Below are 25,558 nucleotides of genomic sequence, written 5' to 3'. Positions count from 1 at the left end.
CCGCTCCCCCAGCGGCCGGGCGGGGCCTTCGGCGTGTCCGGCCCACGACGACGGCGGCTGGCGAACCGCCGGAACCCCTGGTCAAGTCAGCTTGACCCGGGCCACATCGAGTTCGCGTCCTTCCGCCACCTCGCGCAGACCGCCGAGCTCGGGAAGTTCGACTACTTCTTCCTCGCCGAGGGCCTGCGGCCGCGCGAGCGCCTTCACCGGCGAGGACTTCCGCCGCGCCGGCTGGCCGACGGGGTGTCAGGAGCGGCTCAGAGCTCGTAAACGGCGCCGGCGCGGGCCAGTTCGACCGGGCCCGGGTAGGCGGCGGCGGCGTCAAGGCGGTTGCGCTCGGCGTCGGTCCACGGCGGGATGTGGGTGAGGACGAGTCGGCGGGCGCCGGCGGCGGCCGCGTGCTCGCCGGCCTCCCGCCCGTTGAGGTGGACGGCCTGGTAGGTGTCGCGGCCGTCCAGGTACGCGGCCTCGCAGAGGAACAGGTCGGCGTCGCGGGCGAGTTCGACCAGTTCGGGGCTCTCACCGGTGTCGCCGGAGTAGACCAGCGAGCGGCCGTCGTGTTCCAGTCGGAAGGCGAAGGCGTCGACCGGGTGGTTGACCTGCGCGACGGAGACCCGGAACGGTCCGAGCCGGAAGCTGCCCGGGGTGAGCGTACGGAACTCGAACACCTCCTTCATTCCGGGGTTCTCCGGCATGTCGTACGCGCGGGCCAGCCGCTCGGCGGTGCCGGCCGGACCGTACACCGGCAGCAGCCCGGGGCAGCCCTCGGCGCGGTAGTTGCGGGCGACCCAGTAGGCGCACAGGTCGACGCAGTGATCCGCGTGCAGGTGGCTGAGCAGGACGGCGTCGACCTCGTACAGGCTGGTGTACTTCTGCAGCGCGCCGAGCGCGCCGTTGCCGAGGTCCAGCACCACGCGGTAGCCGTCGGCCTCGACCAGGTAGCTGGAGCACGGCGAGTCGGCGGACGGGAAGCTCCCAGAGCACCCCACCACGGTCAGTTTCATCCGAGCCCCTCCGCCCCGACACGTCCTGGCTGCTGTTGGAAAACGGCATCGAAACAGCATGGAAAACAGCATGGAAAACCGCAGGCCGGGCCGGTGGACCGGCCGGTGGTACTGCGTTGGTGTGTTGAGAGTAAGGGCGAACCGGCACTTTGCCCCCGTCCCCGTGCCGGGCTGTGGCTGGAATCACCCAGACCGCCGGGGCGGGGGCAACGCCGCGGGATCAGCGGTGCCGGGGCCGGTTGCGGGCCCAGGTCCGGATGGTCCCGGGGTACCAGCGGGGATGTCCGCTGCCGTCGATCACGTCCGGTTCCGGCAGCAGCCCGTGCCGCCGGTAGTTGCGGACGGTCTCGGGCTGGACGTTGATGTGCCGGGCGATCTCGGCGTACGACCAGAGTTCGTTCCCGCTCACGAAAGCACCTCCGGGGGGACGGCGGCGGACGTTCGTGAGGCAGCCTCTCCGGGCGGCACCGGGGCGCAGTCGGCAGAACGGGCGTCGTGGCGGATCCGTGACGAACCGGGAGCAACGTACGGACAAATGCTCAACTGTCACAGCCGCCACGGTGGTGGCGTTCACCGCCGGGCCGGTACGGTTCGCCGCATGACTGGCATCTGGGTTGTCCTCCCGGTGGCGGCCGTCGCCGTGCTGGCCGCCGTCGCGGGCGCGCTGCTGCGGCGCACCCGCCCGGCACCGCGCCCGACGAGCCCGACCGGCCCCACCGGGCCGCGGCCGCGCCCGAGCACCAAGGCCGGCCCGGAGCCGCAGGAGATCTGGTGGGCCGAGGTGCCGTTCGAGGACGGCCCGGGCTCCAAGGACCGCCCCTGCCTGGTGCTGCGGGTGCACGGCCGGACGGCCACCGTCGCGAAGATCACCAGCAAGCACCACGCGGAGCGCCCGGGCGTGCTGCCGCTGCCGCCCGGTTCGGTGGGCGACCGGCAGGGCCGGGCCAGCTGGCTGGAGACCGACGAGCTGCGCGAGGTGCCGCTGTCGGCCTTCCGCCGCCGGACCGGCACCGTGGACCGGCAGGTCTGGGCCCGGACCCAGGCCGCCCTGCAGCGGAACTAGGCCCAGAGCTGGCCCTGCAGGGCCTCGACCGCCGCCTCGGTGGACTCGGCGGTGTAGATGCCGGTGGAGAGGTACTTCCAGCCGCCGTCCGCGACCACGAAGACGATGTCCGCGCGCTCCCCGGCGGCCGCCGCCTTGCGGCCGACACCGATCGCGGCGTGCAGGATGGCGCCGGTGGACACGCCCGCGAAGATGCCCTCCTGCTGGAGGAGTTCACGGGTGCGGCGGACGGCGTCCGCGGAGCCGACCGAGAAGCGGGTGGTGAGCACCTCCGCGTCGTAGAGCTCGGGCACGAAGCCCTCGTCGAGGTTGCGCAGCCCGTACACCAGGTCGTCGTAGCGCGGCTCGGCGGCGACGATCCGCACGCCGGGGGCCTTCTCGCGCAGGTAGCGGCCGACGCCCATCAGGGTGCCGGTGGTGCCGAGGCCGGCCACGAAGTGGGTGACGGTCGGGAGGTCGGCGAGGATCTCGGGGCCGGTGGTGGTGTAGTGGGCGCCCGCGTTGTCGGGGTTGCCGTACTGGTAGAGCATGACCCAGTCCGGGTGCTCGGCGGCGATCTCCTTGGCCATCCGGACGGCGGTGTTGGAGCCGCCGGCCGCCGGGGAGGGGATGATCTCGGCGCCCCACATCCGGAGCAGTTCGCGCCGTTCCTCGCTGGTGTTCTCGGGCATCACGCAGACCATCCGGTAGCCCTTGAGCTTGGCGGCCATGGCGAGCGAGATGCCGGTGTTGCCGCTGGTGGGCTCCAGGATGGTGCAGCCGGGGGTGAGCCGGCCGTCGGCCTCGGCGCGCTCGATCATGTGCAGCGCCGGGCGGTCCTTGATGGAACCGGTCGGGTTGCGGTCCTCCAGCTTCGCCCAGAGGGTCACCAGGCCGCCGTCGTTGCCCGGCACGGCGGCGGACAGCCGGGGCAGGCGGACCAGCGGGGTGTTGCCGACGGCTTCGAGCGGACTGTCGTATCGCAAGGGAGGCCTCCGGCCACGGCGGTGAGGGTGAAGAGGGCGGCTCCCCCGCCGCCGGACAGCAGGGGCGGGGGAGCCGGGAGACTAGGGCGTCCTAGCGGGCGCCGCCGGCCACGGCGGGCAGGATGGTGACGCTGTCGCCGTCGGCGAGGGCGGTGGAGATGCCCTCCAGGAACCGGACGTCCTCGTCGTTCAGGTAGACGTTGACGAAGCGGCGCAGCTCGCCGCCGTCGAGCAGCCGGGCGGCGATGCCGGGGTGCCGGGCGTCGAGGTCGGTGAAGAGTTCCCCGAGGTTGCTGCCGTTGCCCTCGACGGCCTTGGCGCCGTCGGTGTAGGTGCGGAGGATGGTCGGGATGCGGACCTCGATGGCCATGGGTGCGCTCCTGTGCGAGTCGTGGAGATGGGTGGGCCGCGGCGGGCGCGGCGGGGCGGAGGGTGTCCGGGGCTCGGCGCCGCCGGGGAGGTGGCAGGGCCCGGGTGGGGCGGGGCGGCTCTCAGCGGGAGCGCGCGGGCGTGCCGGGACAGATCGCGCCGGCGTGCCGGCACAGGTCGATGTGCAGGCGCGCCACGAGGCGGGTGCCCGGGGCCTGGTTGCTCACATCGACGGAACGCATGGGCTCATCGTATAGATTCCCGGGCCCGCTTCGACATGCCCGTCTCGGGATCCGGATGTTGTTGTTTCGGATGTTGGGATTCCGCCGTTACGGCACCGGCCCGCCGACCGCTCGCGGCGGGTCGGCGGGCCGCGCCCAGGTGGGTGCCGGTCAGGCCGGGTAGGCCTCGACGACCTGGACGTCTTCCTCTGTGATCACTCCGTCCACGATGCGGAACGAACGGAACTGGTAGGAGTCGTCCTCGCCGTTGCCCTCGGCGGTGGAGACCAGGACGTAGTGGGCGAACGGCTCGGAGGCGTAGCTCACGTCGGTGCGCGAGGGGTAGGCCTCGGTGGCGGTGTGCGAGTGGTAGACGATCACCGGCTCCTCGTCCAGGTCGTCCATCTCGCGGTAGAGCTTGAGCAGGTCGCCCGAGTCGAACTCGTAGAAGGTGGGCGAGCGGGCCGCGTTGAGCATCGGGATGAACCGCTCGGGCCGGCCGCTGCCGGCCGGTCCGGCGACCACGCCGCAGGCCTCGTCCGGGTGGTCGGCGCGGGCGTGGGCCACGATCCGGTCGCGGAGTTCTCGGGTGATGGTCAGCATGGTGGTCAGGATGCCACGCCCCGGCAGGCGTCCGCCGGGGCGTCCGAGGCCCGGTCACCGGGTGTCCGCCACCCGGTCGCGGGTGGCCGCGGGCCCGGGGTTCAGCCGCCGCTGCCCGCGTGCAGGTGGTCGTGGGCGGGGCCGTGGACGGACTGCGGGTTGCGGCGCTTGAGGACCTGGTAGCCGATCACCAGCGCCAGCGCCCAGACCGGGAAGACGTACAGCGAGATCCGGTTGTCCTCGTCGAGGGCGATCAGCACCACGACCATGGCCAGGAAGGCGAGGGCGGCCCAGCTGACCCAGGCGCCGCCGGGCGCCTTGAAGGTGGGCGGCGGCAGGTGGCCGGCCCGCCAGGCCCTGCGGTAGCGGATCTGGGAGATCAGGATCATCGCCCAGGTCCACAGCCCGCAGACCGTGGCGACCGAGGTGATGTACTCGAACGCCCGCGCCGGGACGAGGTAGTTGAGCACCACCCCGGCGCCCATCAGCAGGCAGGAGAAGGTGATCGCGAAGGCCGGGGTGCGGCGGGTGTTGAGCTTGGTGAGCCGCGCGGGGGCCTGGCCGCGCAGGGCGAGGTCGCGCAGCATGCGGCCGGTGGAGTACATCCCGGAGTTGCAGGAGGAGAGAGCGGCGGTGAGCACCACGAAGTTGATGATGCCGGCCGCGGCCGGGATGCCGATCTTGCCGAAGGCGGCGACGAACGGGCTGACGCCGGGCTGGAACTCCCGCCAGGGGACCAGCGACAGGATGATGACCAGGGCGCCGATGTAGAACAGCGCGATGCGCCAGGGCAGGGTGTTGATGGCGCGCGGCAGCGTCTTCTCGGGGTTCTCGCTCTCGCCCGCGGTGACGCCGACGAGTTCGACGCCCAGGTAGGCGAACATGACGATCTGCAGGGTCATCACGGTGGCGCCGATGCCCTTGGGGAAGAAGCCGCCGTCCTGCCACAGGTGGGTGATCGACGCGGTGTCACCGGCCTTGCTGAAGCCCAGGGTGAGCACGCCGATGCCGATCAGGATCATGCCGATGATGGCGGTGACCTTGACCATGGAGAACCAGAACTCGATCTCGCCGAACAGCTTCACCGAGATCAGGTTGGCCGCGTAGAGGATGACCAGGAAGGTCAGCGCGCTGGCCCACTGCGGGATGCCGGGCGCCCAGAACTTGACGTACACGGCGGCGGCGGTGGTCTCCGCCATGCCGGTGACGACCCAGAACAGCCAGTACGTCCAGCCGGTGACGTAGCCGGCGAAGGGGCCGAGGAACTCCCGGGCGTACTCGGCGAAGCTGCCGGAGACCGGGCGGTAGGTGAGCAGTTCGCCGAGGGCGCGCATGATCGCGAAGATCACCAGGCCGGCCACCGCGTAGGAGAGGATCAGGCTCGGTCCGGACTTGGAGATCGCGGTGCCGGCGCCGAGGAAGAGGCCGGTGCCGATCGCGCCGCCGATCGCGATCATCTGGATCTGGCGGCTGCCCAGCCCCCGTTCGTAGCCCTCCTCGTCCGGTTTCGCGTCGACCACCTGGTCGTAGATCTGCTCGGCCATGGTCACCGTCCTGGGAGGGCCTCGTTTGTGGGGAGAAGTCGTACCACGCCCGATCCGGATACCGGTGTTCATCTGAGCGATATTTGAGCATGTCCTGCTAGCTTTTGCCCGTTTTATGGGAAAATACCCCGGCCAATCGTCCACATACTGGACCGAACGGCCGGGGCTTGCCCGAAAGCGGGCAGGATCGAGGGGCAGGACGTCGAGCGGAGCGCATCGGCAGAGCACGCCGGGCAGACGGTGGAAGCCGCCCGCGGTCAGTCGGCGATCGCCTCCAGCAGCGACTCCTGGAGCGCCCCCAGCCACAGGTAGGCCATCACCAGCGGCTTGCGCTCGTCGCCGTCCGGCAGCCCGTAGAGGCTCTGCTCATCCTCCTCGGCGATCTCCAACCGCGCCCCGAGGGTCAGCCGCAGGTCGTTGAGCGCGCCCAGCCAGCGCAGGCAGTCGGGGGCGGCCAGCTTGAGCACCCCGCCACCGCCGAGGCCGTCCAGGCTCCGGACCACCTGCAGCGCGTCGTCCCGCTTGCGGGCCCGCAGGTCCAGCTCGGTGTAGCGGCGGAACTCGGCGGCCGCGGCCCGCGTCTCGTCGTCCTCCGGCGCGCCCGGGCCGCCGTAGGCGTCCGGGAAGAGCCGGGCCAGCGCCGGATCTGCGGGGGCCTCGGACGGGCCCTCGGCGAACAGCGCCGCCAGCGGGTCGTCGCCCGCCCCGCCCGGGCCGGGGCCGATCAGCTCCAGCATCTGCACTTCCAGCGAGCGCAGGATGGAGGCCTCCACCTCGTCCAGCGCGATCGCCGCGCCACCATCGCCGGTGCTCTCGAACAACCCAGCCATCTGTATCGGTCAGCCCGTCTTCGTCGTCTTCGGCCGCGCCGCCGGGCCGGCGGGCGGTCAGTCAGCTGTGCGCCGCTGGGCGGTCAGTCGTGCTGCAGCGTCGCCCACAGGCCGTAGCCGTGCATCGCCTGGACGTCCCGCTCCATCTCCTCGCGGGAGCCGCTGGAGACCACCGCCCGGCCCTTGGTGTGCACGTCCATCATCAGCTTCCGGGCCTTGTCCTTCGGGTAGCCGAAGTAGGCCTGGAAGACGTACTGGACATAGCTCATGAGGTTGACCGGGTCGTTGTGCACGATGGTCACCCACGGCGTGTCCGGTTCCGTCACCGGCTGTCCTTCGACCTCCGGGCGCTCGATCTCCACGGGCGCGACACTCACCGCGGGGCCTCCTCGCTGCACACTCGTCCGTTGCTCCTCAAGCCCCATGCTGCCATCCGGGGGACACCCGGGCGATTCCGACCCGGGTCGCGCCGCGAGAAATCGTCACTCTGACGCTAAGTGGTAGTAGCATCATCCGCATGGACGCCACTTCAGTGCGCGCGGCCGGTTCGACCGCGCTCCTCACCGACCGCTACGAGCTCACCATGCTGCAGGCCGCCCTGCGCAGCGGGGCCGCGCACCGCCGCTCCGTCTTCGAGGTGTTCACCCGGCGCCTGCCCAGCGGCCGCCGCTACGGCGTCATGGCCGGCACCGGCCGGGTGCTGGACGCCGTCGAGAACTTCCGCTTCGACACCGCCCAACTGGACTGGCTGTCCGACCAGGGCGTGATCGACGAGGACACCCTGCGGTTCCTCGCCGACTACCGCTTCCGCGGCGACATCCACGGCTACCCCGAGGGCGAGGTCTACTTCCCCGGCTCGCCGGTGCTCACCGTCGAGGGCAGCTTCGCCGAGACGGTGATCCTGGAGACGGTGATCCTCTCGATCCTCAACTTCGACTCCGCCGTCGCGGCCGCCGCCTCCCGGATGACCGCCGCGGCCGGCGGCCGGCCGGTGATCGAACTGGGCGCCCGCCGGGCCCACGAGCAGGCCGCCGTCGCCGCCGCCCGGGCCGCCTACGTGGCCGGCTTCGCCGCCACCTCCGACCTGGAGGCCGGCTACCTCCACGGCATCCCCACCACCGGCACCTCCGCGCACGCCTTCACCCTGGTCCACGACAGCGAGCGGGACGCCTTCCGGGCCCAGGTCGAGTCGATGGGCAAGGGCACCACCCTGCTGATCGACACCTTCGACCTGCGCGAGGCCGTCCGCACCGCCGTCGAGGTCGCCGGGCCCGAACTGGGCGCGGTCCGGATCGACTCCGGCGACCTCATCCTGGCGGCCCACCGGGTCCGCCGTCAGCTGGACGAACTGGGCGCCGACCAGACCAGGATCATCGTCACCTCCGACCTCGACGAGTACGCGATCGCCGCCCTCGCCGCCGCCCCGGTGGACGGCTACGGAGTCGGCACCAGCCTGGTCACCGGCAGCGGCCACCCGACCTGCGCGATGGTCTACAAGCTGGTCGCCCGCGCCGAGACCCCGGACGGCCCGCTGGTGCCGGTGGCCAAGCGCGCGGCCGGCGGCAAGACCAGCATCGGCGGCCGCAAGTGGGCCGCCCGCCGACCCGACGCCGAGGGCGTGGCCGAGGCCGAGGTGGTCGGCACCGGTCCGGTCCCCGAGGAGCTGCGGCCGCACCTGGTGCAGGTACCGCTGGTGCTGGCCGGCGAGGCCGTCGGCCGCGAGCCGCTGGCCGCCGCCCGCGACCGGCACGTCCGGGCCCGGGCCGCGCTGCCGCTGTCGGCCACCCAGCTCTCCAAGGGGGACCCGGTCATCCCCACCGAGCTGATCGACTGATCCGCTCCGGTCCGCCCCGGGCCGCTCCGCCCCGGGCCGGGCCGCCCCGGGCCGGGCCGGGGCGGCCGGCGGCGGTCCGCGCGCCCCGTCCCGGACTCCCGTCGCGCCCGCCGCGTCGGCGGGAGTCCGAAGACGGGCCCCAAGCCTTCCGCCCCCGCGCGCCACTCCCTAGAGTCAGCCGTAGAGTTCCCCTGGAGTTCCTCCCGAGCCATCCGGCGTTCGCGAGGACCCCGCCACCGGGGCGCACCGCCCCCACATCCGAGGATGCGAACCATGCACCGGGCACTGATCGTCGTCGACGTGCAGAACGACTTCTGCGAGGGCGGCAGCCTGGCCGTCGCCGGCGGCGCCGAGGTGGCCGCCGCCATCACCGACCTGATCGCCGAGTCCTCCCCCGGCTACCAGCACATCCTCGCCACCCGCGACCACCACATCGACCCGGGCGGGCACTTCTCCACCGAGCCGGACTACGTCACCAGTTGGCCGGTGCACTGCGTGGCCGGGACGGAGGGGGTGGGCTTCCACCCCAACTTCGCGCCCGCGGTGATCTCCGGGGCGGTCGAGGCGGTCTTCGACAAGGGCGCCTACTCGGCGGCCTACAGCGGCTTCGAGGGACTGGACGAGAACGACCGCGGGCCGGTGGAGTGGCTGCGCGAGCGCAAGGTCGACGAGGTCGACGTGGTCGGCATCGCCACCGACCACTGCGTACGGGCCACCGCCCTGGACGCCGCCCGGGCCGGCTTCACCACCCGGGTGCTGCTGGACCTCACCGCCGGCGTCGCACCGGAGACCACCGCCGCCGCGCTGGAGGAGCTGCGGGCGGCCGGGGTCGAGCTGGTCGGCGCGCCGGTGGTCCGTCCCGCCTGAGCGTTCGTACGGAATGCGGAGCACGGACGAGCGTTCAGCCAAGGCGCGGACGAGCGCTCGTGCGGAGCGCGGACCGGCCTCAGGCCACCATCAGCTCCACCACGTCCGTCCCGCCGACCCGATAGGCCTCGCGCAGCTCCCCGCCGACCGCGTCCGGGTCGGCGGCCAGCCGGGCCCCGGAGACGTACACGACCCGGATGCCCAGGTACTCCATCCGGTGCTGGCCTCCCCGCACCCAGGCGGCCTCGCCCTCGCTGACGCAGCGAAGGTCCGAGTCCACCTCGACCGCGACGCCCCGCTCCGGCCAGTAGAGGTCCGGGACACCGATGTAGGTGCCGCCGCGCATCCGCAGCTCCGGGGTGGCCAACGGGGCGGGCAGCAGCCACTCGTCCACCAGCCGGTCCACCTGCTCCAGCACGAAGTCCCGCTCGGCAGCGAGGAGTTCGTCCAGGGCGGCGCGCACCCGGGGCTCCCCGGTCAGCCCGGACTCGACCAGCTCGGTGGCCAACTCCCGTACCGTGCACCGGGCGTCCGGTCGGGACACGGCCTCCCGCAGCAGCTCGCGGACCGGCACCGGGGCGCCCGCCGGAGCGCCGTCCACCGTCCACTCGGCCAGCGCGTCGGCGACCGCCCGGGCGACCGGCGCGCAGGCCAGTCCGTGCACCGAGCGGGCCTCCAACTCCCGTTCGGTGCGCCGGATCCGCACCTCGCCGGCGTCCTTGAGCCGGCGTTGCCGGGGCACCAGGACGTCCACCCCGGTCACCGCGGGCAGCCGGGGCACGGCCGCGAAGCCGTACAGCGCCAGCGCGGCCGCGCCGGTGATCACCGCGCCGTCCCGACGACCCTCCTCCCGGCCGTTCTGCGCCGCGTACAGCAGCGCGGCCCACATCCGCTGCTCCGGGGTGGGCTCGCCGGACTGCAGCAGGTAGACCCGGGGCAGCAGCCGCTGCCAGGGGCCGCCCCGGCGGCAGTGCTCGGTGATGACCCGGGCCGGCACGCCCCGGGCGCGCAGCTGGCTCGCGGTGACGACGTTCTGCTGACGCTTCGCCAACTCCTCGAGGGACGGCGGCGGCGAGGGAATCCGGTAGCTCATGCGCTCACCATCCCCAACCCCAGCGACCCGCGTGCGGCAGCCTGACGCACCGTTACCCAACCGTCGCGAAACCGGGATCAGCCTGCACTAAAGTCCTCATACCCTCACTCATTTGGAGTAAATGACGTTCATATGGCTATCGGATCTGATCGAAAACGATTGCCGACCTGGCCGTCTGACCCAGAGTGATCAAGGGCATACGGCGAGGGACCCGCCGGGCGTCAATCGCACCTCTCGGATTGCCTAGGCTTACGTCATGTCACGTGACGAGACCGCCGGCCTCCGCGCGGCCCAGCTCCGCCTCGGCCGTCTGCCCGGATACGTCCGCCGCCCGGACCCGGCCCGCCGTAGCGGTGAGAAGGGCCATACGTACAAGAAGGGCTGGGAGGTCCGCTTCACCGCCCGGAGCGAGGCCGAGATAGCAGAGATCCGCGACCTCGTGGTCGCCGCCGGGTTCGCCCCGGCCAGACCCTTCTTCAAGGGCCACCAGCTCATCCAGCCGGTCTACGGCATGGCCGCCGTGCAGGCCTACCTGGCCGCTAGACAGGCGGCCGAGGAACACGCCGAGCGGGTCGAGCTCGGCCGCCGGCGGCGCGCGGCGGGGGCGCGCGCCGGCGCGACGCACACCGGAGGGGCGCACCCGGGCGGCGGGCACGCCACCGGGGGGCACGCGACCGACCCGCACACCACCGACCCGCACACCACCGGCCCGCACACCACCGGCCCGCACACCACCGGTGGCCATGCCGGGGGCGCGCACCCGGGCGGCGGACACAGCACGACCGCCCACGTCCCCGGAACGCCCGGCACCCACCGGTGCGAGCGTGAGGAGGCCGCCGCAGGAGCCGCCGCAGCGGCTGCGGCCGCGGCCGCCGTGGCCGCCCAACTCGCCCGGCGGCGGGCCGTCGAGGCCTTCCCCGCCCAGGTCGAACGCGGCCACACCGCCGACGACCGGATCTCCCCGACGGAGGCGCTCCCGAACTCCTGACCGGGCGGCCCCGCGCCGCCCCGCCCCGCGCCCCGGTCGCCGCAGGCCGCCGGGGCGCGTTCGACGCACCCACTCCCACCCGCCCCGGCGCAACCCCCACCGTGAGTGCGGTCGCACAGGTGGTAGTGCGGACGCGACTTCGCGCCCTGGGCGTGGACGCCGGACCCGGCAGGCCCTACGGTGGCACCTCAACTGCCGTGCGACCACAGCCGTCCCACACCCTCTGACCAGCCGCGACACGCTTCCAGCCGCACTCCCAGCCACGCCCCCAGCAGCACTGCGCAGCACTCCCCCGACCGGCCCCGACCGGCAGTACCGCCGCCACACCGCACCGACCGCCACCGGAACCGGACGAGCGGCGGCGGGTTCCGGGCATTCCATCAGATTGGTCACCCAGCGCACCGAGGGCCTACCGTAGAGTGAGCACAGACGATCGACCGTCAGAAATCCATCTCCCTTGCCGAGAAGACGAGATGACCAACCGTCATACGAGCGCCGCCGACCCTCCCCCGAGGGCCGACGAACCGGAGGACGTACCGCTGGAGTTCGCGGCCTTCTGCGAACTCCACCGCCCCCGGTACCTCAGCTACGCCCGGGTGTGGCTGACCGAGCACGCCGACGCGGCCATCGCCGTCCAACACGCCTTCGCGGAAATCGCCGTCCAATGGCGGGAGTTGCTCACCAGTCCGAACCCCACCGCGCTCGCCTGGCAGATCCTGCGCGGCACCGTCGCCGACCACACCCGGCAGGCGGCCGCCGCCGAACCCGGCCACCACCCCGCCGACGACGACCTGGCGATCCTCCACTACGTCGTCGGCCTCGCCGCCCCGGAGATCGCCGACGTCATCGGCACCGACACCGCCAGCGTCGCCGGCCGGCTCCGCCGCACCATGCTCCGCGAGGCCTCCGGCTGGTGAGCCGCGGCGCCAGGCCCCGGAGGCGGCCTCGGGGCCGACCTCGGAGCCGGTCTCAGACCCGTTCTCACCCCAGGTCTCAGACCGAGCCTCAGACCCGGCCCCCGGCCCTGTCTCAGAACCGGCCTCAGACCCGCCCGCCGGTCACGTCGAAGAGGTGGTGCACCGGGTCGTGGATCAGGTAGCGGGCGAAGGACTCGACGGTGAACCGCGCCCCGTCGCTACGGGCCCCGGTCCGCCGCCACTGCTCCCCCGACACCTCCTCGAACGCCACTGCCAGCGCCTCCCCGGCCTCCGCCAGCTCCGCCGCCACCAGTTGCGGCCGCTGCTCGTGGTAGCGCTCGGCGACCGCCGTCTCGTCCTGGTCCCAGTTCGGGAACATCGGGCCGTCCTGATCGAGCATCAGCCCCAGCCGGACCAGGAACAGCCGGAAGACGTCCCGGACGTGGCAGGCGTACTCCAGATCCGACCAGACCTCCGGCCGCGGCCGGCGGCGCAGCCCGTCCTCGTCGCCCGCCAGCACCGTCAGCCAGGCCGCCGCATTGGCCCGGATCATCCCGGCGACGTCCGCGGGCACCACCCCAGGGGTGTCCAACCCGCAATCGGGACAGGGGCGTTCCAGCACCCAGGTCCAGTCCTTGGTGTCGGGGACGATCGCGTCGGCGGGGCTCACGAGGTACTCAGGAGTGCTCATGGGCCCAGCATGGCCGCCCCGCGGACCGGCCCACCAGCGGCAATGGCGCCAGCGAGCGCCGAAATGCCGCCAGACCGGGCCGTACCCGCGGTCAGGCCGGTCAGCCTGGTAGAGCCGGGCGGTCAGGGCGGTCAGGGCGGTCAGGGCGGTCAGGGCGAGTCGCGCTCGTACTCCAGCCGGGCCGCCAGCAGGCCGTCCAGGTTCTCGCGGCTCCACTCGCACACCGCGTCCATCGGCCCGAGCAGCGTCCGCCCCAAGGGCGTCAGCGCGTACTCGACCCGTGGTGGATTCCCCGGGTACTCGGTGCGGACCACCGCGCCGTCCCGCTCCATCGAACGCAAGGACTCCGTCAGCACCTTCGCGGTGATGCCCGCCAACGGCACCCGCAGCTCCGAGAACCGGCGTGGCCCGCCCTCCAGACAACGGATGATCCGCCACGCCCACTTCCGGCTGCCCAGCACCGGCACCGACTGCACCGGACAGTCGGCCGGGAAGAAGTCCGCCGGCAGCGGCGCCGGCACGGTCTGCGTCATGCCACCGACCGTACCCGGGCGACCGGCCACGGCGAGGACGGTTCCGTTGAAGTAACCGGCACCCCCCGGTCTACCGTCACCGCACCGGCGGACGACAACGCCCGCCACCGGCCCACCGGAGACCCCCCCCCATGAGCAGCACCGCAGCCCAGCAGCACCGCGCGGACGTCATCGTCTACGGCGCAGGCGGACAGGTCGGCCGCGCCGTCATCGCCGAAGCCCGCCGACGCGGCCTCACCGTCACCGCCGCCGTCCGCGACCCCGAACGCCACGCCGACCTCGCCGCCGACGGCGTCACCCTGGTGCGCTGCGACGTCACCGACCCGTCCGCCGTCGCCGCCACCGCCGCCGGACACCCCGCCGCCATCAGCTCCGTCTACACCCCCGACACCCCCTCCGGCGAGTTCTACCGCGCCGCCACCAGCGCCCTCGTCACCGGCCTCGGCCGGGCCGGCGTACCGCGCCTGCTCAGCGTCGGCGTCGCCACCACCCTGCAGACCGCCCCCGGCGTCGCCGTCCACGACGACCCCGAGTTCCCCGAGGCCTACCGCACCTTCTCGCTCGGCCACACCGCCGCCCTCGACCTGCTGCACGCCTCCCCCGCCACCCTCGACTGGGTCGTCGTCACCCCGCCGATGGACCTCGACCGCACCGCCCCCGGCGCCGGTCACTACCGGGTCAGCGGCCCCCACGTCCTCGGTCCCCGGATCGCCCAGGCCGACCTCGCCCTCGCCATCGTCGACGAACTCACCACCCCCACCCACCACCGGGAGCAGATCGCCGTCGCCGAATAGGCCCCGCGCCGAAAGTCCCGGCATCCTGGGCGCCCGGCCGGCCCACCACTGGGACGATCGCTACCGGGACGTCCCCCACTTGGCCGCCGCCCTACGCGACGACCGGCTCGGCACCACTCACCGACCAGGCCCCCCGTAGGGCGGCTGCGGCGGATACGGCGGCGCCGCAGCCAATGCCCGCTTCCGCCGCCGCGACATCACCACCGCAGCCGCCGACGCCCCCACCACCACGGCCCCGGCCGCCACCGCCGCGACCACCAGCCCGGTCACGTCACCACCCCCACCACCGGAACCGGCCTCGGGGGCCGGAGGCGCGGAGGGCTGGTCCGTCGCATCGGTGTCGTCATCGCTCGGCGGCGTGCCCTTCGACTCGGGCCGGTTCGCCAACGGGTTCTCCTTCGGCCCGTTGTCCACGGCGGGATTCGGCTCCAACGCCTTCGCTGGAGCGAGGACCCCATAGCCGTAGTGCTTGTTGGGCACCACAGTCCCGTTCGACGGAGGGGTCGCCGACTTAACCAACCGGTTGATCACCTGGCCAGCGGACAGATCGGGGTATTTGGAGCGGATGAGCGCAGCAGTGGCCGAGACATAGGCGGCGGCGTCGGACGTACCGTTTCCGGAGCCATAGCTCGTCGGGGAATTCGCTGAGGCGTGATAGATCCCCACACCGGGCGCAGTCAGTGTCGTCTCGGGGCCAGACGTGGACTTTTCCCATACGGCACCGTTGGAGTCCACGGCCCCCACAGCCACAACCCCGGGAAAGGCGGCCGGATAGTTGACGTCCATGTCCAGGCCGGTATTTCCTGTAGCGGCGACCAGCACAACATCTCTCGAGACGGCGTAGTTGACGGCCTTGCGCAGCTGTGAGTCGAAGCGGTAGTTCCCTCCGAGCGAGACGTTGACGACCTTCGCGCCGTGATCCACCGTGTAGCGGATCGCGTCCGCGAATCCGTTCGCCTGAGGGACCTGACCGTCGCCTTGTGTTCCCACCTTGACCGGGAGGATCTTCGCCTTCGGAGCCAATCCCATGACTCCTGCTTGTGTCCCGTGCCCGTGCCCCGCGATCAGGCTCGCCATTCCAGTGCCGTGACCGTCAGTGTCAACGCGACCGTCCGTATTACCACCCGAGAAGTCAGCCCCAGGAAGCACTTGCCCGGCCAGGTCCTGGTGATCTTGGTTTACACCGGTATCGACCACGCCGACGACAATTCCGTCACCCTGGCTCACCGCCCAGATCTTCGTCTCGGCCTCGAAAGTCCTCAGAGGCCACTGCTGATCACGGACCTGATCGGCCACTGCTGCCGGTGTTGCCGTGCCCCAGACCAATGCCGCGGCGGCAACGGCCGCCGCACTACGCGCCAACCAGCGGCTCGCCAAACCCGGTCACCCCACTCAACAAGGCATCCCGCAGATCGCCGACCTGCGGGATGCATTCCGATCACCCGTCCGTTTGCGGACCGGCCTCATTTCACCACGTTCGGGTTGACCAGCTTGTCCGACGCCCAGGTTTCCTCGTCCTCGACAAGGTATTCCGGGCGCTTGCCGTCCCTGCTCCGATCCTTCTTGCGACGCTGTGTTTCACTCATCGGGATGCCCGGCGACATGACTCCCGTACCTCGGGCGCCGGATTCCACACCCATCCGATTTCGAGCACCCAACCCGGATCCGCCTTCTGTGAAGGCCTGTTTGCTGCTTGCGCCGGCAGCAGGGGGCATCGTCTCCCGAACGGCACCAACGGGCCGACCAAGAGTCCCACCCACCTTGGCTCCGGGCATGCCCTGGCTCCCTGCTCCGATAGCGCCCTCCGTCGGATTGGCGCCCACGGAGAACTCCTTGCCGCCGAAGCCGGTCTTGCCCTGTCCGAAGCCAGGCCCGACCGGGTTGCCCTGTGTGTTGGGGCCAACGGGATTCGCCGACGTCGGTCCACTGCCAACGGCGGGTGTACTCGTGTGCCCTTCGAGTGATGGCGTGCTCAGGCCCGACGTCTGAGTCCCGGAGGTAACCGGACTCGGCACACTTCCGCTCGGCCGGGAGACCGGCGTGCCCGAGATGCCGTCAGCAGAACCACGGCTCACGGTGCTCGACGGCTTCGTCGAGGCCTGGGCCGTGCCTCCCTTGATTCCGGAATCGGTCGGAACGGGCGCACTCCTGGACGTGGAACTGGCTGCCACCGGTGTCGGAGCGGGTTTGGGTCGCTGCGGGGCGGTGACGGTTGCCGACCGTGCAGACGCTCCGGCCGTTCCGAATGAGGTCCCCGAGAAGACCGTGGCAGCCACAGCTGCCGCACCGCTCTGGTCATTCGACGACGCCTTGTCAGGGTCTTCCCATTTACTCGGCTGTTGGGCGCCCGGCGGCGTCGGAGCCTTCAGGGTCGGCGTCGCGATGCGGTAGTGCATCGCGAGGGTCTGCATGACCGCCGCTGCCTCGGCCTTCTTCCGGTCGGTGATCTGGATGTGGTCGTCCTCGCTGCTGAAGAAGTCGCCGACCTTGTCCTTGAACTGGTCCCAGTTGCCGGGTTCTTCGGGCATGTCGCGCTTGGCCTTGGCCATCGCCTCGGACATGTTGTGCAGCGTGTTGGCCGCGTCGTTGGCGTAGGCGGCGGCCTCGTTGATGTTGCCGGCGAGGGTGAGCATCGCAGTGTGGAAGGAGTCGCTGGAGGTGCCGTCCCAGGAGGTGGCGGCCTCGGTGCTGGCGTTGGTGAGGGTCTTGCGGATCTCCTTGAGGGTGGTCGCGGCCTTGCGCCAGGGGTCGCCGGCGGCCATCACCGCGCCGGGGTCGAGGGCCTGTGCCATCTTGCGGAGATCGGCGTGGCTGTACTTGGTGAAGTCGGTGTAGACCACGGGTGGTTCACCTCCGGTCGGTGGTGGGTCAGATGGTGGCGTTGCCGCGCTTGGCCGGGACCTGGTTCGCCTGGTAGGCGACTTCGCTGGTGGCGGAGGGCTGGGCGACGGACCAGCCGTCGCCGGACAGCGTGAGCTTCCGGCTCACGTGCTGGTCGTGCTCCTCGTAGTTGGTCGCGGTGAGGTCGGCCTTCTTCTGGGCCTCGTCGATCGCCTGCTGGAGCTGGTTGAGCACGTCGCGCAGGGCGTCCCGCATGGTGCTGTAGCGGCCGTGGATCTCGGTGGCCTCGGCGAAGGTGCCGAAGGCGCTCTTGCCGAGGCCGCTGCGTCCGTGGGTGGCGCTGCCGTTCGCGTCCTTCTCGAATTCCTTGAGCAGGATCCGTACTTGGCCGGCGAAGGTGCGCAGTTGCTCGATCTCGACCCGGTAGCCCTGGTTGGCTCCCCCGGTCGATCCGGTCCCTGATCCCATGGCGGCGCCCCCCGTGCGTCCGTTCCCGGCGGTCGGGGCCGGGCCCCGGTTGTCTCATGTCTAACACACCGGGCCCGGATCCCGCCGGGGGCCGGGTCAGTTCGCAGGCGTCCCGGTGTCGAGGGCCGCGGTGAGGGCGCGGCGGCAGAGGGAGTCGGCGTGCCGGGTGGTTTCGGGCAGTCGGTAGCGGTCGGCGAGGTCGAGGGTGGTGCGGACGGCGGTGTCGAGGCCGATGCGGTGGCCGACGGAGACGTAGACGGGTTTGACGCCGGGCCGGGTGCGGACGGCGCGGCCGACCTCCTCGCCGGTGGCGGAGTCGGTGAGCGGGGTCCAGGAGCCGCGTTCCGGGGCGGGGTCGTGGTGGTCGAAGGTGAAGGGGGTCTTGGCGACGCCGAGGGTGCGCAGTCCGGTGAGGACGCCGAGGTGGCTGGCGAGGCCGAGGCGGCGCGGGTGGGCGAGGCCGTAGCCGTCGCAGACGACGGTGTCGGGGGTGCGGGTGAGAGCGGCCAACGCGTCGAGGACGGCGGGGAGTTCGCGGAAGGCGAGGAGTCCGGGGACGTAGGGGAAGGCGATCCGGCCGACGGCGGTGGCCTCTTCGACGACAGCCAGGGTGTCCCGGTCGAGCAGGACGGCCGCTGCGGCGACGAGGTCGTGGTCGTCGTCGTAGGCGACGTCGACGCCGGCGATCAGCCGGTACGGGGTGTCGTCGTCCTGAGCGCGGACGAGCGGCCGCAGCCGTTCCTGTTCGGCGAGCGCCTGGGCCTCGGTGGTGGGCCAGTCGGCGGGGATGGGCACGGTCGGTTTCCCCCGGTCTGCTTGGTGTGGGTCGGGCTCCACCGTACCGAGGTGCGTGGACGACCCCGGGGTGAGTCCGTGCGCCCCCTGTGCCCCCGGGCTCGCGGACTAGCCTGGTCGTACCGAACTCCCTTGCCGGGTACGACTTCTGGCAATCGGCACCATTCCCGCCCGTTTCCCCCGACGTGCGAAGGACCCCCGCCATGCCGCGTCCGTCCGCTGCCCAGTTCTGCCTCGGCTCGTTCACCGTCGTCGCCACCACGGTGGCACTGCTGGCCGTTTCCGGCGCCTCGGGCGTCCTGGAGGTCGCGGTGCTGGTCGGGTTCGCGCTGGCGCTCGGCACCGTGGTGACGGTGCTCTCGGTGTCGGTCTCGGCCCGTTCGGCCGCGCCGGCCGGCCGGTCCGGAGCCTCCCCGGCGACCGCCGGGCGCGAGTACGCCCGGCAGCGCTGATCCGCCGCCGGGCGCCGTCCCGCCGCCGGGTTCAGATCTCGGTGGTGACGACCACGGTCTTCGCCGCCTTGTCGTGGATGCACTGCCGGTAGGGCTGGTCGAAGACGCCGAACAGGCCGTCGACGACCCACCACAGGGCGGCGCAGCACACGACGGCCGGGAGGATGTAGACGGCGGCCCTGGTCCAGGCCGCGGCCGGGGTGGGCGGGTTGCCGTCGATCAGCATGGCGACGCGGATCTTCATCGCCTTCTTGCCGAGGGTCTGGCCGTCCCGGCTGAGCATCAGGGCCTCGTAGACGAGGTAGATGGCGCAGCCGAGCCAGAAGGCCTCGGTGGTGCCCTGGCGGGTGCTGAGGTCGACGAAGGGGCCGACGATGATGACGCCGACGGCCTGCATGAGGACGTAGTCGATGAGGCGGGCGAGGATCCGCTTGGGCCAGGTGCCGATCGGCGGCATGCCGGGGACGGGCCCGCCGCCGGGGGTGCCGTACGCACCGGGGCCGGGGCCGTCGTAGCCGGGCGGGTGCTGGTCGTACGGCTGGTGGCCGCCGTAGGGGTTCTGACCGGGGGTCGGCCCGCCGTAGCTTCCCCGGTAGGCGCCGGGGCCTTCGGTGGGGGTGCCGGACGGGGTGGGGCCCGGCGGTTCGCCTTCCGGTGTGCCGCCGCCCGGGGGCGGCGGCTGCTTGTCGAAGGAGGGCTGACCGCCCCCCTCCGACTGGGGGCCTGAGGGGTCGTGGGTGCTCATCCCCCGAGTAGAACATCACACATTCGCAAGGTTTGGGACATTTTGTCCCGTTTTGAGCCTGCCCGACGGCCCGCCTCACTCGCGGCCCGCCTCACTCGCGGCCCGCCTCAGCCGCGGACCACCCGGGTGCGAGCCGCCCGGTCCTGCCAGCCGCGCCGCGCCGGACGGTCGAACAGCGGCCAGACCAGGCCCAGCAGCAGCACCACACCGACCTGCCGGACCACCCACCGCAGCAGCGAACGGCCGAGGCTCAGCCCGCTCCGGGCACCGGCGGCACCGGCGTCCACCACCCGGATCCGGGCCAGCCGCTTGCCGAAGGTCTGGCCGGTCCGGGCGACCGGCAGCACCTCGTAGACCAGGCTGACGAACACCAGGATGCCGATCAGGGCGGCGAGCTTGCCCAGCACCACGTCGTCCACCAGCCAGACCTGGACCTGACGGCGGGTGAGGGAGCTGGCCATCCTGGCCTGGTCGAGCTTCTGCTGGAGGTGCTCGGAGACCGAGCCGCCGAGCGGGATCCCGGCCGCGACGGCGACCACCAGCAGCACTCCGGTGTCCACCGCCCGGGCAGCCAGTCGCCGCCCCAGCCCGGCGGGCACCGGGGCCGTCGCCCGGCGGCGGGCGGGGGCCTCCCGGGCCGGCCGCACCACGGGCAGCGCGGCAGCGGAGGACGCGGCGACGGGGGGCGCGGCCGTCGGCACCGGTGTCGGTGTCGGTGTCGGTGTCGGCCGGGGCGCCGTACGGGCCGTGGCGGGCGCGACCTCGGCCTCCGGTGCGGCCACGACCTCCACGGGCGCGGTCACCGCCCGGACCGCCACCGCCACGGCGGGCGCGACGGCCACGGCAACCTCGGCGGCGGCCCCCCCGACGGCCTCCCGGGCAACCTCCACAGCAACCGCAGCGCGCTCCCCCTCCGCACGCCCCTCCTCGTCTTCGAGCGCCCCTGGAAGCACCCCCCAGGAGACCCAGCGCTGCGCCCCGCCCGTCTCCATCAGCCCGCGCTGCGCCTGCGGATCGGCCTGCCAGCCGGACGCCTCGACGGCCCCCGGCACCCCGGGTGCCTCCTCCACCGAGGGCTCGACGGTCCGGAAGACCGGCCCGCCGATCGCCTCCGCCACCCTCGGCCCGATCACGAAGGACGCCCCGCCCGTGGTCTGGTCGAGGTACACCGGCCCGGTGTCCCCGCCACCCGGCGCCTCCCCCGCCTCCCGCAGCTCCCCTGCCGCCACCGGCACCGGCATCGACAGAGGCGCCAGCACCGGCGACTCCGAACGCGCGGGCGGCACCGGCACCACCGGCGGTGGCACCGTCCGCCCCGCCGCCGCAATGTCGGGGGCGGGCCTCCTGGTGGCGAACCGGGGCGGCTGCAGCACCTCGCCCTCGGCGGGCGCGGGCCGGCTGGTACCCGGGACCCAGGCCGAGCCGCCCCAGTACCGGACGAAGCCGGGGATCGAGGGGTCGGGGTAGTAGCCGGGCTCGGCTGCGACGGCCGGGTCGCCGTCGACGGCGAAGGGGCGGTCCGTCATGGGGGTCTTCTCCTGTCAGGTCCCGACGAGGACCGGTGGGGGCGGGCCGGGCCTCGGCGAGTCGAAACGGGTTCGCAACGGGTCGGCCGGATCGGGATGGGTCGGGACGGGTCGGAACAGCTCGGAACGGTTCGGACGTCGGGCTCACGGCGGGCCGCTACGGCGCGCCTGCGCACGCCCCGGAGCGCTCGGGGCGCGTGGGGGCGGCACCGAAGGCGGACAGTCGTCGGACTGTCACAAAGGGTAGTGCCTCGCCGGAGTGCCGACGGGAAGTTGGCGATTCCCCGGACAGCGGACGGCCGCCCGAGGTAAGGAACCGGGCGCGGGACGGGTGGTCGCGCGCCGCAGTCCCGACCGTTCACCACCCCACCCGAAACTTCCGGGAGAAATCCCGGAAACGTGTGTAAGAACCCGCCTGGACCGCCCTCTCAAAGGTCAAGGGGCCCGGAACCGGGCACGAACCGAAGGCAGAGAGGAAGACGATCATGGACCGCCCCGTCAGCGTCGTGGAGCACGAGCTGGAGCTGAACCTGGTGCTCTCCCCCGAGCACAGCGTCCCCGTCCCGGCCCGGCTGACCTACGGCAGCCACGACCCGTACGCGGTGTACATCACCTTCCACCTGGACACCGGCTCCCCGGTGACCTGGGTGTTCGCCCGCGAGCTGCTGGTCGAGGGCACCTTCCGCCCGTGCGGCCAGGGCGACGTGCGGATCTGGCCGACCCGCTCGGGCCGGCGCAGCGTGCTGTGCATGGCGCTGAGCTCGCCGGCCGGGGACGCGCTGCTGGAGGCGCCGCTGCCGGTGGTCGCCGCCTGGCTGGAGCGGGCGCACCGGCTGGTCCCGCCGGGCAGCGAGCTGGCCGCCCTGGACATGGACGGCTCGCTCGCCGAGCTGCTCGCGTAGGCGTGCGGGTCGTGCGCCGCAGCGTGCACCGGGCCGTCCAGCAGCACCGGACCGACCGGCGGCACGAGGACGGACGGACCGACCGGCGGCACGAGGACGGACGGGACCACGGGCCACCGGAGGCCGGGCCCGCGCGGGAGCGCGAGCAGGCCTCGGGACCGGGCGACCGAGCGGAGCAGGAGAGCAGGAGCGACGGAGCCCCCGCCGGCTCAGCGGGCCGCGGGGGCCTGCTGACGACCGCGGGCGGCATCGGGGCCGCCGCCGTCGCGCTGTCCGGGCAGCCGGACCAGCGGGGCGCCGGCGGAGCGCCGCCGGGCCCTTATCCGGATGGCGGCGGCGAGCAGGAAGCAGATTCCGACCCACGGATAGATCGAGGTCGGCAGCTGGCGCAGGGCCGACATCTGGAGCACCGCCGCGCCGACCGGCTTCGCCGCCCACATCGCGAAGGACAGGAAGGCCAGCAGGGTGGCCCAGAACGCGGCCCGCCAGCGCAGCCGGCGGACGCCCGCCGGGCGGGCGTGCTCGACGGAGGCCTCGGCGGCGAGCAGCACCAGCACCGGTACGCACCAGACCCAGTGGTGGGTCCAGCTGATCGGCGAGATCAGCACGGCGGTCACGGCCGTGACGCAGAAGCCCCAGGCCTCGGCCCGGGGCAGCCAGCGGGCGCTGCGGGCGGCCCAGGCCGCGATGGCGAGGCCGGCCAGCGCGGCCAGCCCGGCGCCGAGGGTGGCCAGGGTGCCGGGGTCGGAGCTGTGCAGCAGTCGGGCGAAGGCGCCGCGGAGCGACTGGTTGTCGACGATCTCGGTCTTGCCGACCCGGGAGGAGTCGTAGAGGTACTTGGTCCAGAAGCCCCAGGTGGCGTCGGGCAGGAAGAGCGTGCCGATCAGGAAGGTGCCGAGGAAGGTGAGGCCGGCCGTGAAGGCGGCCCGGACCCTGCCGGTGATCAGCAGGTAGACGGCGAACAGGCCGGGGGTGAGCTTCATGCCGGCGGCGATGCCGATCGCGATGCCCTTGCTGCGGTGGCCGTCCGAGCGGGTGAGGTCCCAGAGGACCAGGCAGGCGAGCGCGAGGTTGATCTGGCCGTACCGGAGCGTGGTGAAGACGGGTTCGAGCCAGACGCCGAGGCCGGTGATCAGGACGACGCCGATCGGCCGCAGTTCGCGGCGCGGCCAGCCGACCAGCTTGAAGGACAGGTGGGCCAGCAGGGCGAGCAGTCCGAGGTTGCCGAGAGTGATCACCACCCGGAGGACGGGGATCGGGAACCAGGTGGTCGGGACGAACAGCATCGCCGCGAACGGCGGGTACGTCGCGGGCAGGTTCCACTCGGTGACGCGCAGCGCGTACAGGTCGGCGCCGTTGGCGACGGCGGCGCCCTCGGCCCGGTAGACGACCATGTCGACCATCGAGGTGTGCACGAAGTGGCGGACCACCGCGTACACGAGCAGTGACAGCAGCGCCACGGACGAGGCGACCAGCATCGGTCGGCGGGGGGCCTCACGCAGTGCGCGCACCGGGGCCCCGACCGCGATCCGCAGCCGGTCCGACAGGGGGGCGGGCGAAGGGGCGGGTACGGTCCCCGCCGGGCTGCGCTCGTCTTGCACCGCTGTCACTGTCCACTCCGTCCACCGCTCGGCCAACCAGCGACGATACCGGATGCGGCCCGTCCCGGCCTGGGCACGTTCGATTACGCACGGTGACGAGAGGGCCCCGGCCGACCGTGCTCGGCTGCGGGCTGAGCACGGGCGGTCGGGGCGGTCGGGGGCCGGCGGGCGGGTCCGGGCCCTCGGACGGGCGCGGGGCCCCGGCCTGGCGAGCCGGTACGGTCTCGGCCTTTGTGGCGCCAGGTCCTCGGCGGGCGGACCGGTACGGCTCAGCCGGTGTAGCTCCCGAGGGCCCGGGTGAACTCCAGCGGCTGCTGGACGATGCTGCTGCAGCTGGCGTCCGCGAAGCCCTTGGCCCCGCCCTCGCAGGCCTTGTCCCGGGTGCCGGACCACATGGCCAGCCAGGCGAGGTGCCGCCCCGCCGCGAAGTCGGCGAGCTGCTTGGCGTCGGCGACCGTGAAGACCTCGCTGGCGACGTCGTTGACGCCGATCATCGGGGTGACCGCGACCTTGCGCCAGGCGGCCGCGTCGTCCAGCCCCAGGACGCTCTTGACCTGGGCCTGGGTGGCGGTGGCCGCGGCGATCGCGTACGTGCCCATCCGCCCCTGCGGGTCGGGGGCGACGCCGTCGCCGAAGTCCATGGCCATGATGTTGACGGCGCCGATCGCGACGCCGTTCGCCTTGGCGCCTGCGACCAGGCCGACGCCGTCCTGGGTCAGGCCGGAGGGCAGCGCGGGCAGGGTGAAGGAGACGTCGAGGGCCTTGCCCTTGGCGGCGGCGGCGTGCTGCAGCTGGGCGATCGCCTGGGCCCGCCGGGTGTTGGCGGCGGTGTCGGCGGTCGCGGCGCCCTCGACGTCGAAGTCGAGCCTGGTCACCCCGTACGCGTCGACGACCTTCTGGTACGCGGCGGCCAGGTCGGCGGTCGAGCCGCAGGTGAGGGCCAGCTCGCTGCCGTTGGCGCCGCCGAAGGAGACCCGGACGTCGCCGCCGATCGCTCGCAGCGCGCCGATCTGGGCGGCCACCGCGTCGGCGGAGAGGTCGCTGACCCCGCCCCACTTGGGCACGCAGCCGCCACCGGAGACCACGAAGGCGAGGGTGAAGTTCTTCACGCCGGTGGCCTTGGCGGTGGCGACCAGGTCGTAGGGCGGGTAGAGCGAGGTGTCCACGTACGGCGCGAAGCCGCCCCCGGCGCCGACCGGCGGTACGGGCACACCGGTCGCCGTGGGGGTGGCGGGCTGGCCGGGGCCGGTCGTCACAGGGGTCGGCGCCGGGGTGGTCGGCTTCGCGGTGGTGGTCGGGCTGGGCGCCGCGGTGGCGGTGGCCGTGGCCGTCGCGGTGGCGGACGGCGAGGCGGTGCCCGTCGGCACCACCGTCGGCCGCCCGGAGGGGGTGGGCGCGGGGCCTTCGCCGGCCTTGCAGGAGGTGTCGTTGATCAGGCAGTTGCCCGGCTCGGCCTGCGCCGCGCCCGCGCCGTGGGCGACGAAGCCGACGACCACGCTCCGGCCCGGCTCCAGCCGCTTGTTCCAGGACTCCGGCTTGACGATGACGTGCTGCCCGTCGGCGGTGAAGGTGGCGTTCCAGAGCGAGTCGATCTTCGCACCGGCCGGGAGGTCGAAGCTGAGCGTCCAGTCGTCGATCGGGTCGGCGGCCGGGTTGGTGACCAGGTACTGGCCGGTGTAACCGGCGTCCCAACTGCTGGTCCGGCTGTAGACGGCGCCGAGCGAGGCGGCACTGGCCGAGGAGGCGAGCACCACGACCCCGCCCGCGACCAGCACGGCGGCGACCGCCGAGGCCCCGATGATCGTCCCCTTGCGGCTGCGCCGGCGGTGGCCGGAACGGCGGGTGGGCTGGATGGTCATGGCGCGTTACCTCCGCGGCTGCCTGCGGTCGGCACCGGTGCGGTGCCGTCGGT

The 25,558-nt window shown here is 72.8% G+C and carries 28 protein-coding genes and 1 pseudogene; 9 read left to right on the top strand and 20 right to left on the bottom strand.

Annotated elements, in window-relative coordinates; genetic code table 11:
• Window positions 1-270: pseudogene (locus tag ACFWIS_RS14945) on the top strand (hypothetical protein); the annotation flags it as partial.
• Here ACFWIS_RS14945 and ACFWIS_RS14940 read toward each other — a convergent pair.
• Complete coding sequence (locus ACFWIS_RS14940; protein ID WP_380463706.1) at window positions 258-1,004, bottom strand: MBL fold metallo-hydrolase; 747 nt, start codon at window positions 1,002-1,004, stop codon at window positions 258-260. The pseudogene ACFWIS_RS14945 and the gene ACFWIS_RS14940 sit on opposite strands and share 13 nt — an antisense overlap.
• A gap of 220 nt (window positions 1,005-1,224) precedes the next feature.
• Entirely contained in the window at window positions 1,225-1,413 is a 189-nt protein-coding gene (locus ACFWIS_RS14935) for a MerR family transcriptional regulator (RefSeq protein WP_380463708.1), read from the bottom strand.
• Window positions 1,414-1,602: 189 nt separating this feature from the next.
• Here ACFWIS_RS14935 and ACFWIS_RS14930 point away from each other — a divergent pair, with 189 nt between their 5' ends.
• Window positions 1,603-2,067, top strand: coding sequence for a type II toxin-antitoxin system PemK/MazF family toxin (locus ACFWIS_RS14930; protein WP_380463710.1), 465 nt, complete (start codon window positions 1,603-1,605; stop codon window positions 2,065-2,067).
• Here the strand turns inward: ACFWIS_RS14930 and ACFWIS_RS14925 are convergent.
• From ACFWIS_RS14925 to clpS, 7 genes are all read right to left on the bottom strand, one after another.
• Window positions 2,064-3,032 (bottom strand): PLP-dependent cysteine synthase family protein, encoded by a 969-nt coding sequence (locus tag ACFWIS_RS14925; RefSeq protein WP_380463712.1) that lies wholly within the window; start codon window positions 3,030-3,032, stop codon window positions 2,064-2,066. The two genes, ACFWIS_RS14930 and ACFWIS_RS14925, sit on opposite strands and share 4 nt — an antisense overlap.
• A gap of 91 nt (window positions 3,033-3,123) precedes the next feature.
• Window positions 3,124-3,402: a MoaD/ThiS family protein gene (locus tag ACFWIS_RS14920; RefSeq protein ID WP_360496886.1), complete on the bottom strand. Its 279-nt coding sequence runs from the start codon at window positions 3,400-3,402 to the stop codon at window positions 3,124-3,126.
• Between the two features lie 121 nt (window positions 3,403-3,523).
• Entirely contained in the window at window positions 3,524-3,643 is a 120-nt protein-coding gene (locus ACFWIS_RS14915) for a putative leader peptide (RefSeq protein WP_317621128.1), read from the bottom strand.
• Between the two features lie 150 nt (window positions 3,644-3,793).
• The gene (locus ACFWIS_RS14910) at window positions 3,794-4,225 is read right to left on the bottom strand and encodes a Mov34/MPN/PAD-1 family protein (RefSeq protein WP_380463714.1); all 432 of its coding nucleotides are present in this window, start codon (window positions 4,223-4,225) and stop codon (window positions 3,794-3,796) included.
• A 101-nt stretch (window positions 4,226-4,326) separates the two neighbouring features.
• Complete coding sequence (locus tag ACFWIS_RS14905; RefSeq protein WP_380463716.1) at window positions 4,327-5,769, bottom strand: amino acid permease; 1,443 nt, start codon at window positions 5,767-5,769, stop codon at window positions 4,327-4,329.
• 257 nt (window positions 5,770-6,026) lie between these two features.
• Window positions 6,027-6,599 carry a DUF2017 domain-containing protein gene (locus ACFWIS_RS14900; protein WP_380463718.1) on the bottom strand — a complete coding sequence of 191 codons (573 nt, stop codon included), beginning with the start codon at window positions 6,597-6,599 and terminating at the stop codon, window positions 6,027-6,029.
• Window positions 6,600-6,682: 83 nt separating this feature from the next.
• Window positions 6,683-6,976, bottom strand: coding sequence for an ATP-dependent Clp protease adapter ClpS (clpS, locus tag ACFWIS_RS14895; RefSeq protein ID WP_030284071.1), 294 nt, complete (start codon window positions 6,974-6,976; stop codon window positions 6,683-6,685).
• A 140-nt stretch (window positions 6,977-7,116) separates the two neighbouring features.
• Here clpS and ACFWIS_RS14890 point away from each other — a divergent pair, with 140 nt between their 5' ends.
• Window positions 7,117-8,433, top strand: coding sequence for a nicotinate phosphoribosyltransferase (locus tag ACFWIS_RS14890; RefSeq protein ID WP_380463720.1), 1,317 nt, complete (start codon window positions 7,117-7,119; stop codon window positions 8,431-8,433).
• Between the two features lie 273 nt (window positions 8,434-8,706).
• The gene (locus ACFWIS_RS14885) at window positions 8,707-9,300 is read left to right on the top strand and encodes an isochorismatase family protein (RefSeq protein ID WP_380453745.1); all 594 of its coding nucleotides are present in this window, start codon (window positions 8,707-8,709) and stop codon (window positions 9,298-9,300) included.
• Window positions 9,301-9,379: 79 nt separating this feature from the next.
• Here ACFWIS_RS14885 and ACFWIS_RS14880 read toward each other — a convergent pair whose 3' ends face one another.
• Window positions 9,380-10,393 carry a hypothetical protein gene (locus ACFWIS_RS14880; RefSeq protein WP_380453743.1) on the bottom strand — a complete coding sequence of 338 codons (1,014 nt, stop codon included), beginning with the start codon at window positions 10,391-10,393 and terminating at the stop codon, window positions 9,380-9,382.
• Window positions 10,394-10,649: 256 nt separating this feature from the next.
• Between ACFWIS_RS14880 and ACFWIS_RS14875 the strand changes: the two genes are divergently transcribed.
• Window positions 10,650-11,381: a hypothetical protein gene (locus tag ACFWIS_RS14875; protein ID WP_380453741.1), complete on the top strand. Its 732-nt coding sequence runs from the start codon at window positions 10,650-10,652 to the stop codon at window positions 11,379-11,381.
• Between the two features lie 473 nt (window positions 11,382-11,854).
• The gene (locus ACFWIS_RS14870) at window positions 11,855-12,298 is read left to right on the top strand and encodes an RNA polymerase sigma factor (protein WP_380453739.1); all 444 of its coding nucleotides are present in this window, start codon (window positions 11,855-11,857) and stop codon (window positions 12,296-12,298) included.
• A gap of 124 nt (window positions 12,299-12,422) precedes the next feature.
• Here the strand turns inward: ACFWIS_RS14870 and ACFWIS_RS14865 are convergent, their stop codons facing one another.
• Together ACFWIS_RS14865 and ACFWIS_RS14860 are read right to left on the bottom strand one after the other, a co-directional pair.
• On the bottom strand, window positions 12,423-12,989 hold the full coding sequence (locus ACFWIS_RS14865; RefSeq protein ID WP_380453737.1) for a DinB family protein: 567 nt from the start codon (window positions 12,987-12,989) through the stop codon (window positions 12,423-12,425).
• Between the two features lie 149 nt (window positions 12,990-13,138).
• Window positions 13,139-13,522 carry a winged helix-turn-helix transcriptional regulator gene (locus tag ACFWIS_RS14860; RefSeq protein ID WP_380453735.1) on the bottom strand — a complete coding sequence of 128 codons (384 nt, stop codon included), beginning with the start codon at window positions 13,520-13,522 and terminating at the stop codon, window positions 13,139-13,141.
• A 131-nt stretch (window positions 13,523-13,653) separates the two neighbouring features.
• Between ACFWIS_RS14860 and ACFWIS_RS14855 the strand changes: the two genes are divergently transcribed.
• Complete coding sequence (locus tag ACFWIS_RS14855) at window positions 13,654-14,316, top strand: NAD(P)-dependent oxidoreductase (RefSeq protein WP_380453733.1); 663 nt, start codon at window positions 13,654-13,656, stop codon at window positions 14,314-14,316.
• A gap of 117 nt (window positions 14,317-14,433) precedes the next feature.
• Here the strand turns inward: ACFWIS_RS14855 and mycP are convergent, their stop codons facing one another.
• The 4 genes from mycP to ACFWIS_RS14835 all read right to left on the bottom strand — a co-directional run bounded on the left by mycP (window position 14,434) and on the right by ACFWIS_RS14835 (window position 18,420).
• Window positions 14,434-15,612 carry a type VII secretion-associated serine protease mycosin gene (mycP, locus tag ACFWIS_RS14850; RefSeq protein WP_380453731.1) on the bottom strand — a complete coding sequence of 393 codons (1,179 nt, stop codon included), beginning with the start codon at window positions 15,610-15,612 and terminating at the stop codon, window positions 14,434-14,436.
• A 167-nt stretch (window positions 15,613-15,779) separates the two neighbouring features.
• Complete coding sequence (locus ACFWIS_RS14845; RefSeq protein ID WP_380453729.1) at window positions 15,780-17,156, bottom strand: hypothetical protein; 1,377 nt, start codon at window positions 17,154-17,156, stop codon at window positions 15,780-15,782.
• Window positions 17,157-17,184: 28 nt separating this feature from the next.
• The gene (locus ACFWIS_RS14840) at window positions 17,185-17,625 is read right to left on the bottom strand and encodes a hypothetical protein (RefSeq protein ID WP_380453727.1); all 441 of its coding nucleotides are present in this window, start codon (window positions 17,623-17,625) and stop codon (window positions 17,185-17,187) included.
• Between the two features lie 96 nt (window positions 17,626-17,721).
• The gene (locus tag ACFWIS_RS14835; protein WP_380453726.1) at window positions 17,722-18,420 is read right to left on the bottom strand and encodes an endonuclease V; all 699 of its coding nucleotides are present in this window, start codon (window positions 18,418-18,420) and stop codon (window positions 17,722-17,724) included.
• A gap of 203 nt (window positions 18,421-18,623) precedes the next feature.
• Here ACFWIS_RS14835 and ACFWIS_RS14830 point away from each other — a divergent pair, with 203 nt between their 5' ends.
• Window positions 18,624-18,872, top strand: coding sequence for a hypothetical protein (locus ACFWIS_RS14830; protein ID WP_380453724.1), 249 nt, complete (start codon window positions 18,624-18,626; stop codon window positions 18,870-18,872).
• A 31-nt stretch (window positions 18,873-18,903) separates the two neighbouring features.
• On the opposite strand, the gene ACFWIS_RS14825 is transcribed toward ACFWIS_RS14830, so the two are convergent.
• Both ACFWIS_RS14825 and ACFWIS_RS14820 read right to left on the bottom strand, forming a co-directional pair.
• On the bottom strand, window positions 18,904-19,617 hold the full coding sequence (locus ACFWIS_RS14825; protein ID WP_380453722.1) for an RDD family protein: 714 nt from the start codon (window positions 19,615-19,617) through the stop codon (window positions 18,904-18,906).
• A 107-nt stretch (window positions 19,618-19,724) separates the two neighbouring features.
• Complete coding sequence (locus ACFWIS_RS14820) at window positions 19,725-21,143, bottom strand: RDD family protein (protein WP_380453720.1); 1,419 nt, start codon at window positions 21,141-21,143, stop codon at window positions 19,725-19,727.
• A 485-nt stretch (window positions 21,144-21,628) separates the two neighbouring features.
• Between ACFWIS_RS14820 and ACFWIS_RS14815 the strand changes: the two genes are divergently transcribed.
• On the top strand, window positions 21,629-22,045 hold the full coding sequence (locus ACFWIS_RS14815; RefSeq protein ID WP_188307044.1) for an SsgA family sporulation/cell division regulator: 417 nt from the start codon (window positions 21,629-21,631) through the stop codon (window positions 22,043-22,045).
• A gap of 209 nt (window positions 22,046-22,254) precedes the next feature.
• Here ACFWIS_RS14815 and ACFWIS_RS14810 read toward each other — a convergent pair whose 3' ends face one another.
• Both ACFWIS_RS14810 and ACFWIS_RS14805 read right to left on the bottom strand, forming a co-directional pair.
• Entirely contained in the window at window positions 22,255-23,655 is a 1,401-nt protein-coding gene (locus ACFWIS_RS14810; protein ID WP_380453718.1) for a glycosyltransferase 87 family protein, read from the bottom strand.
• Between the two features lie 260 nt (window positions 23,656-23,915).
• Window positions 23,916-25,505 (bottom strand): cellulose binding domain-containing protein, encoded by a 1,590-nt coding sequence (locus ACFWIS_RS14805; RefSeq protein WP_380453716.1) that lies wholly within the window; start codon window positions 25,503-25,505, stop codon window positions 23,916-23,918.
• Window positions 25,506-25,558 lie beyond the last annotated feature (53 nt).

It is taken from the genome of Kitasatospora sp. NPDC127060 (genome assembly GCF_042724935.1).
Classification (GTDB): Bacteria; Actinomycetota; Actinomycetes; order Streptomycetales; family Streptomycetaceae; genus Kitasatospora.
Note: the sequence above shows the minus strand (reverse complement) of the source record. Positions and strands in the feature narration are given on the sequence as shown.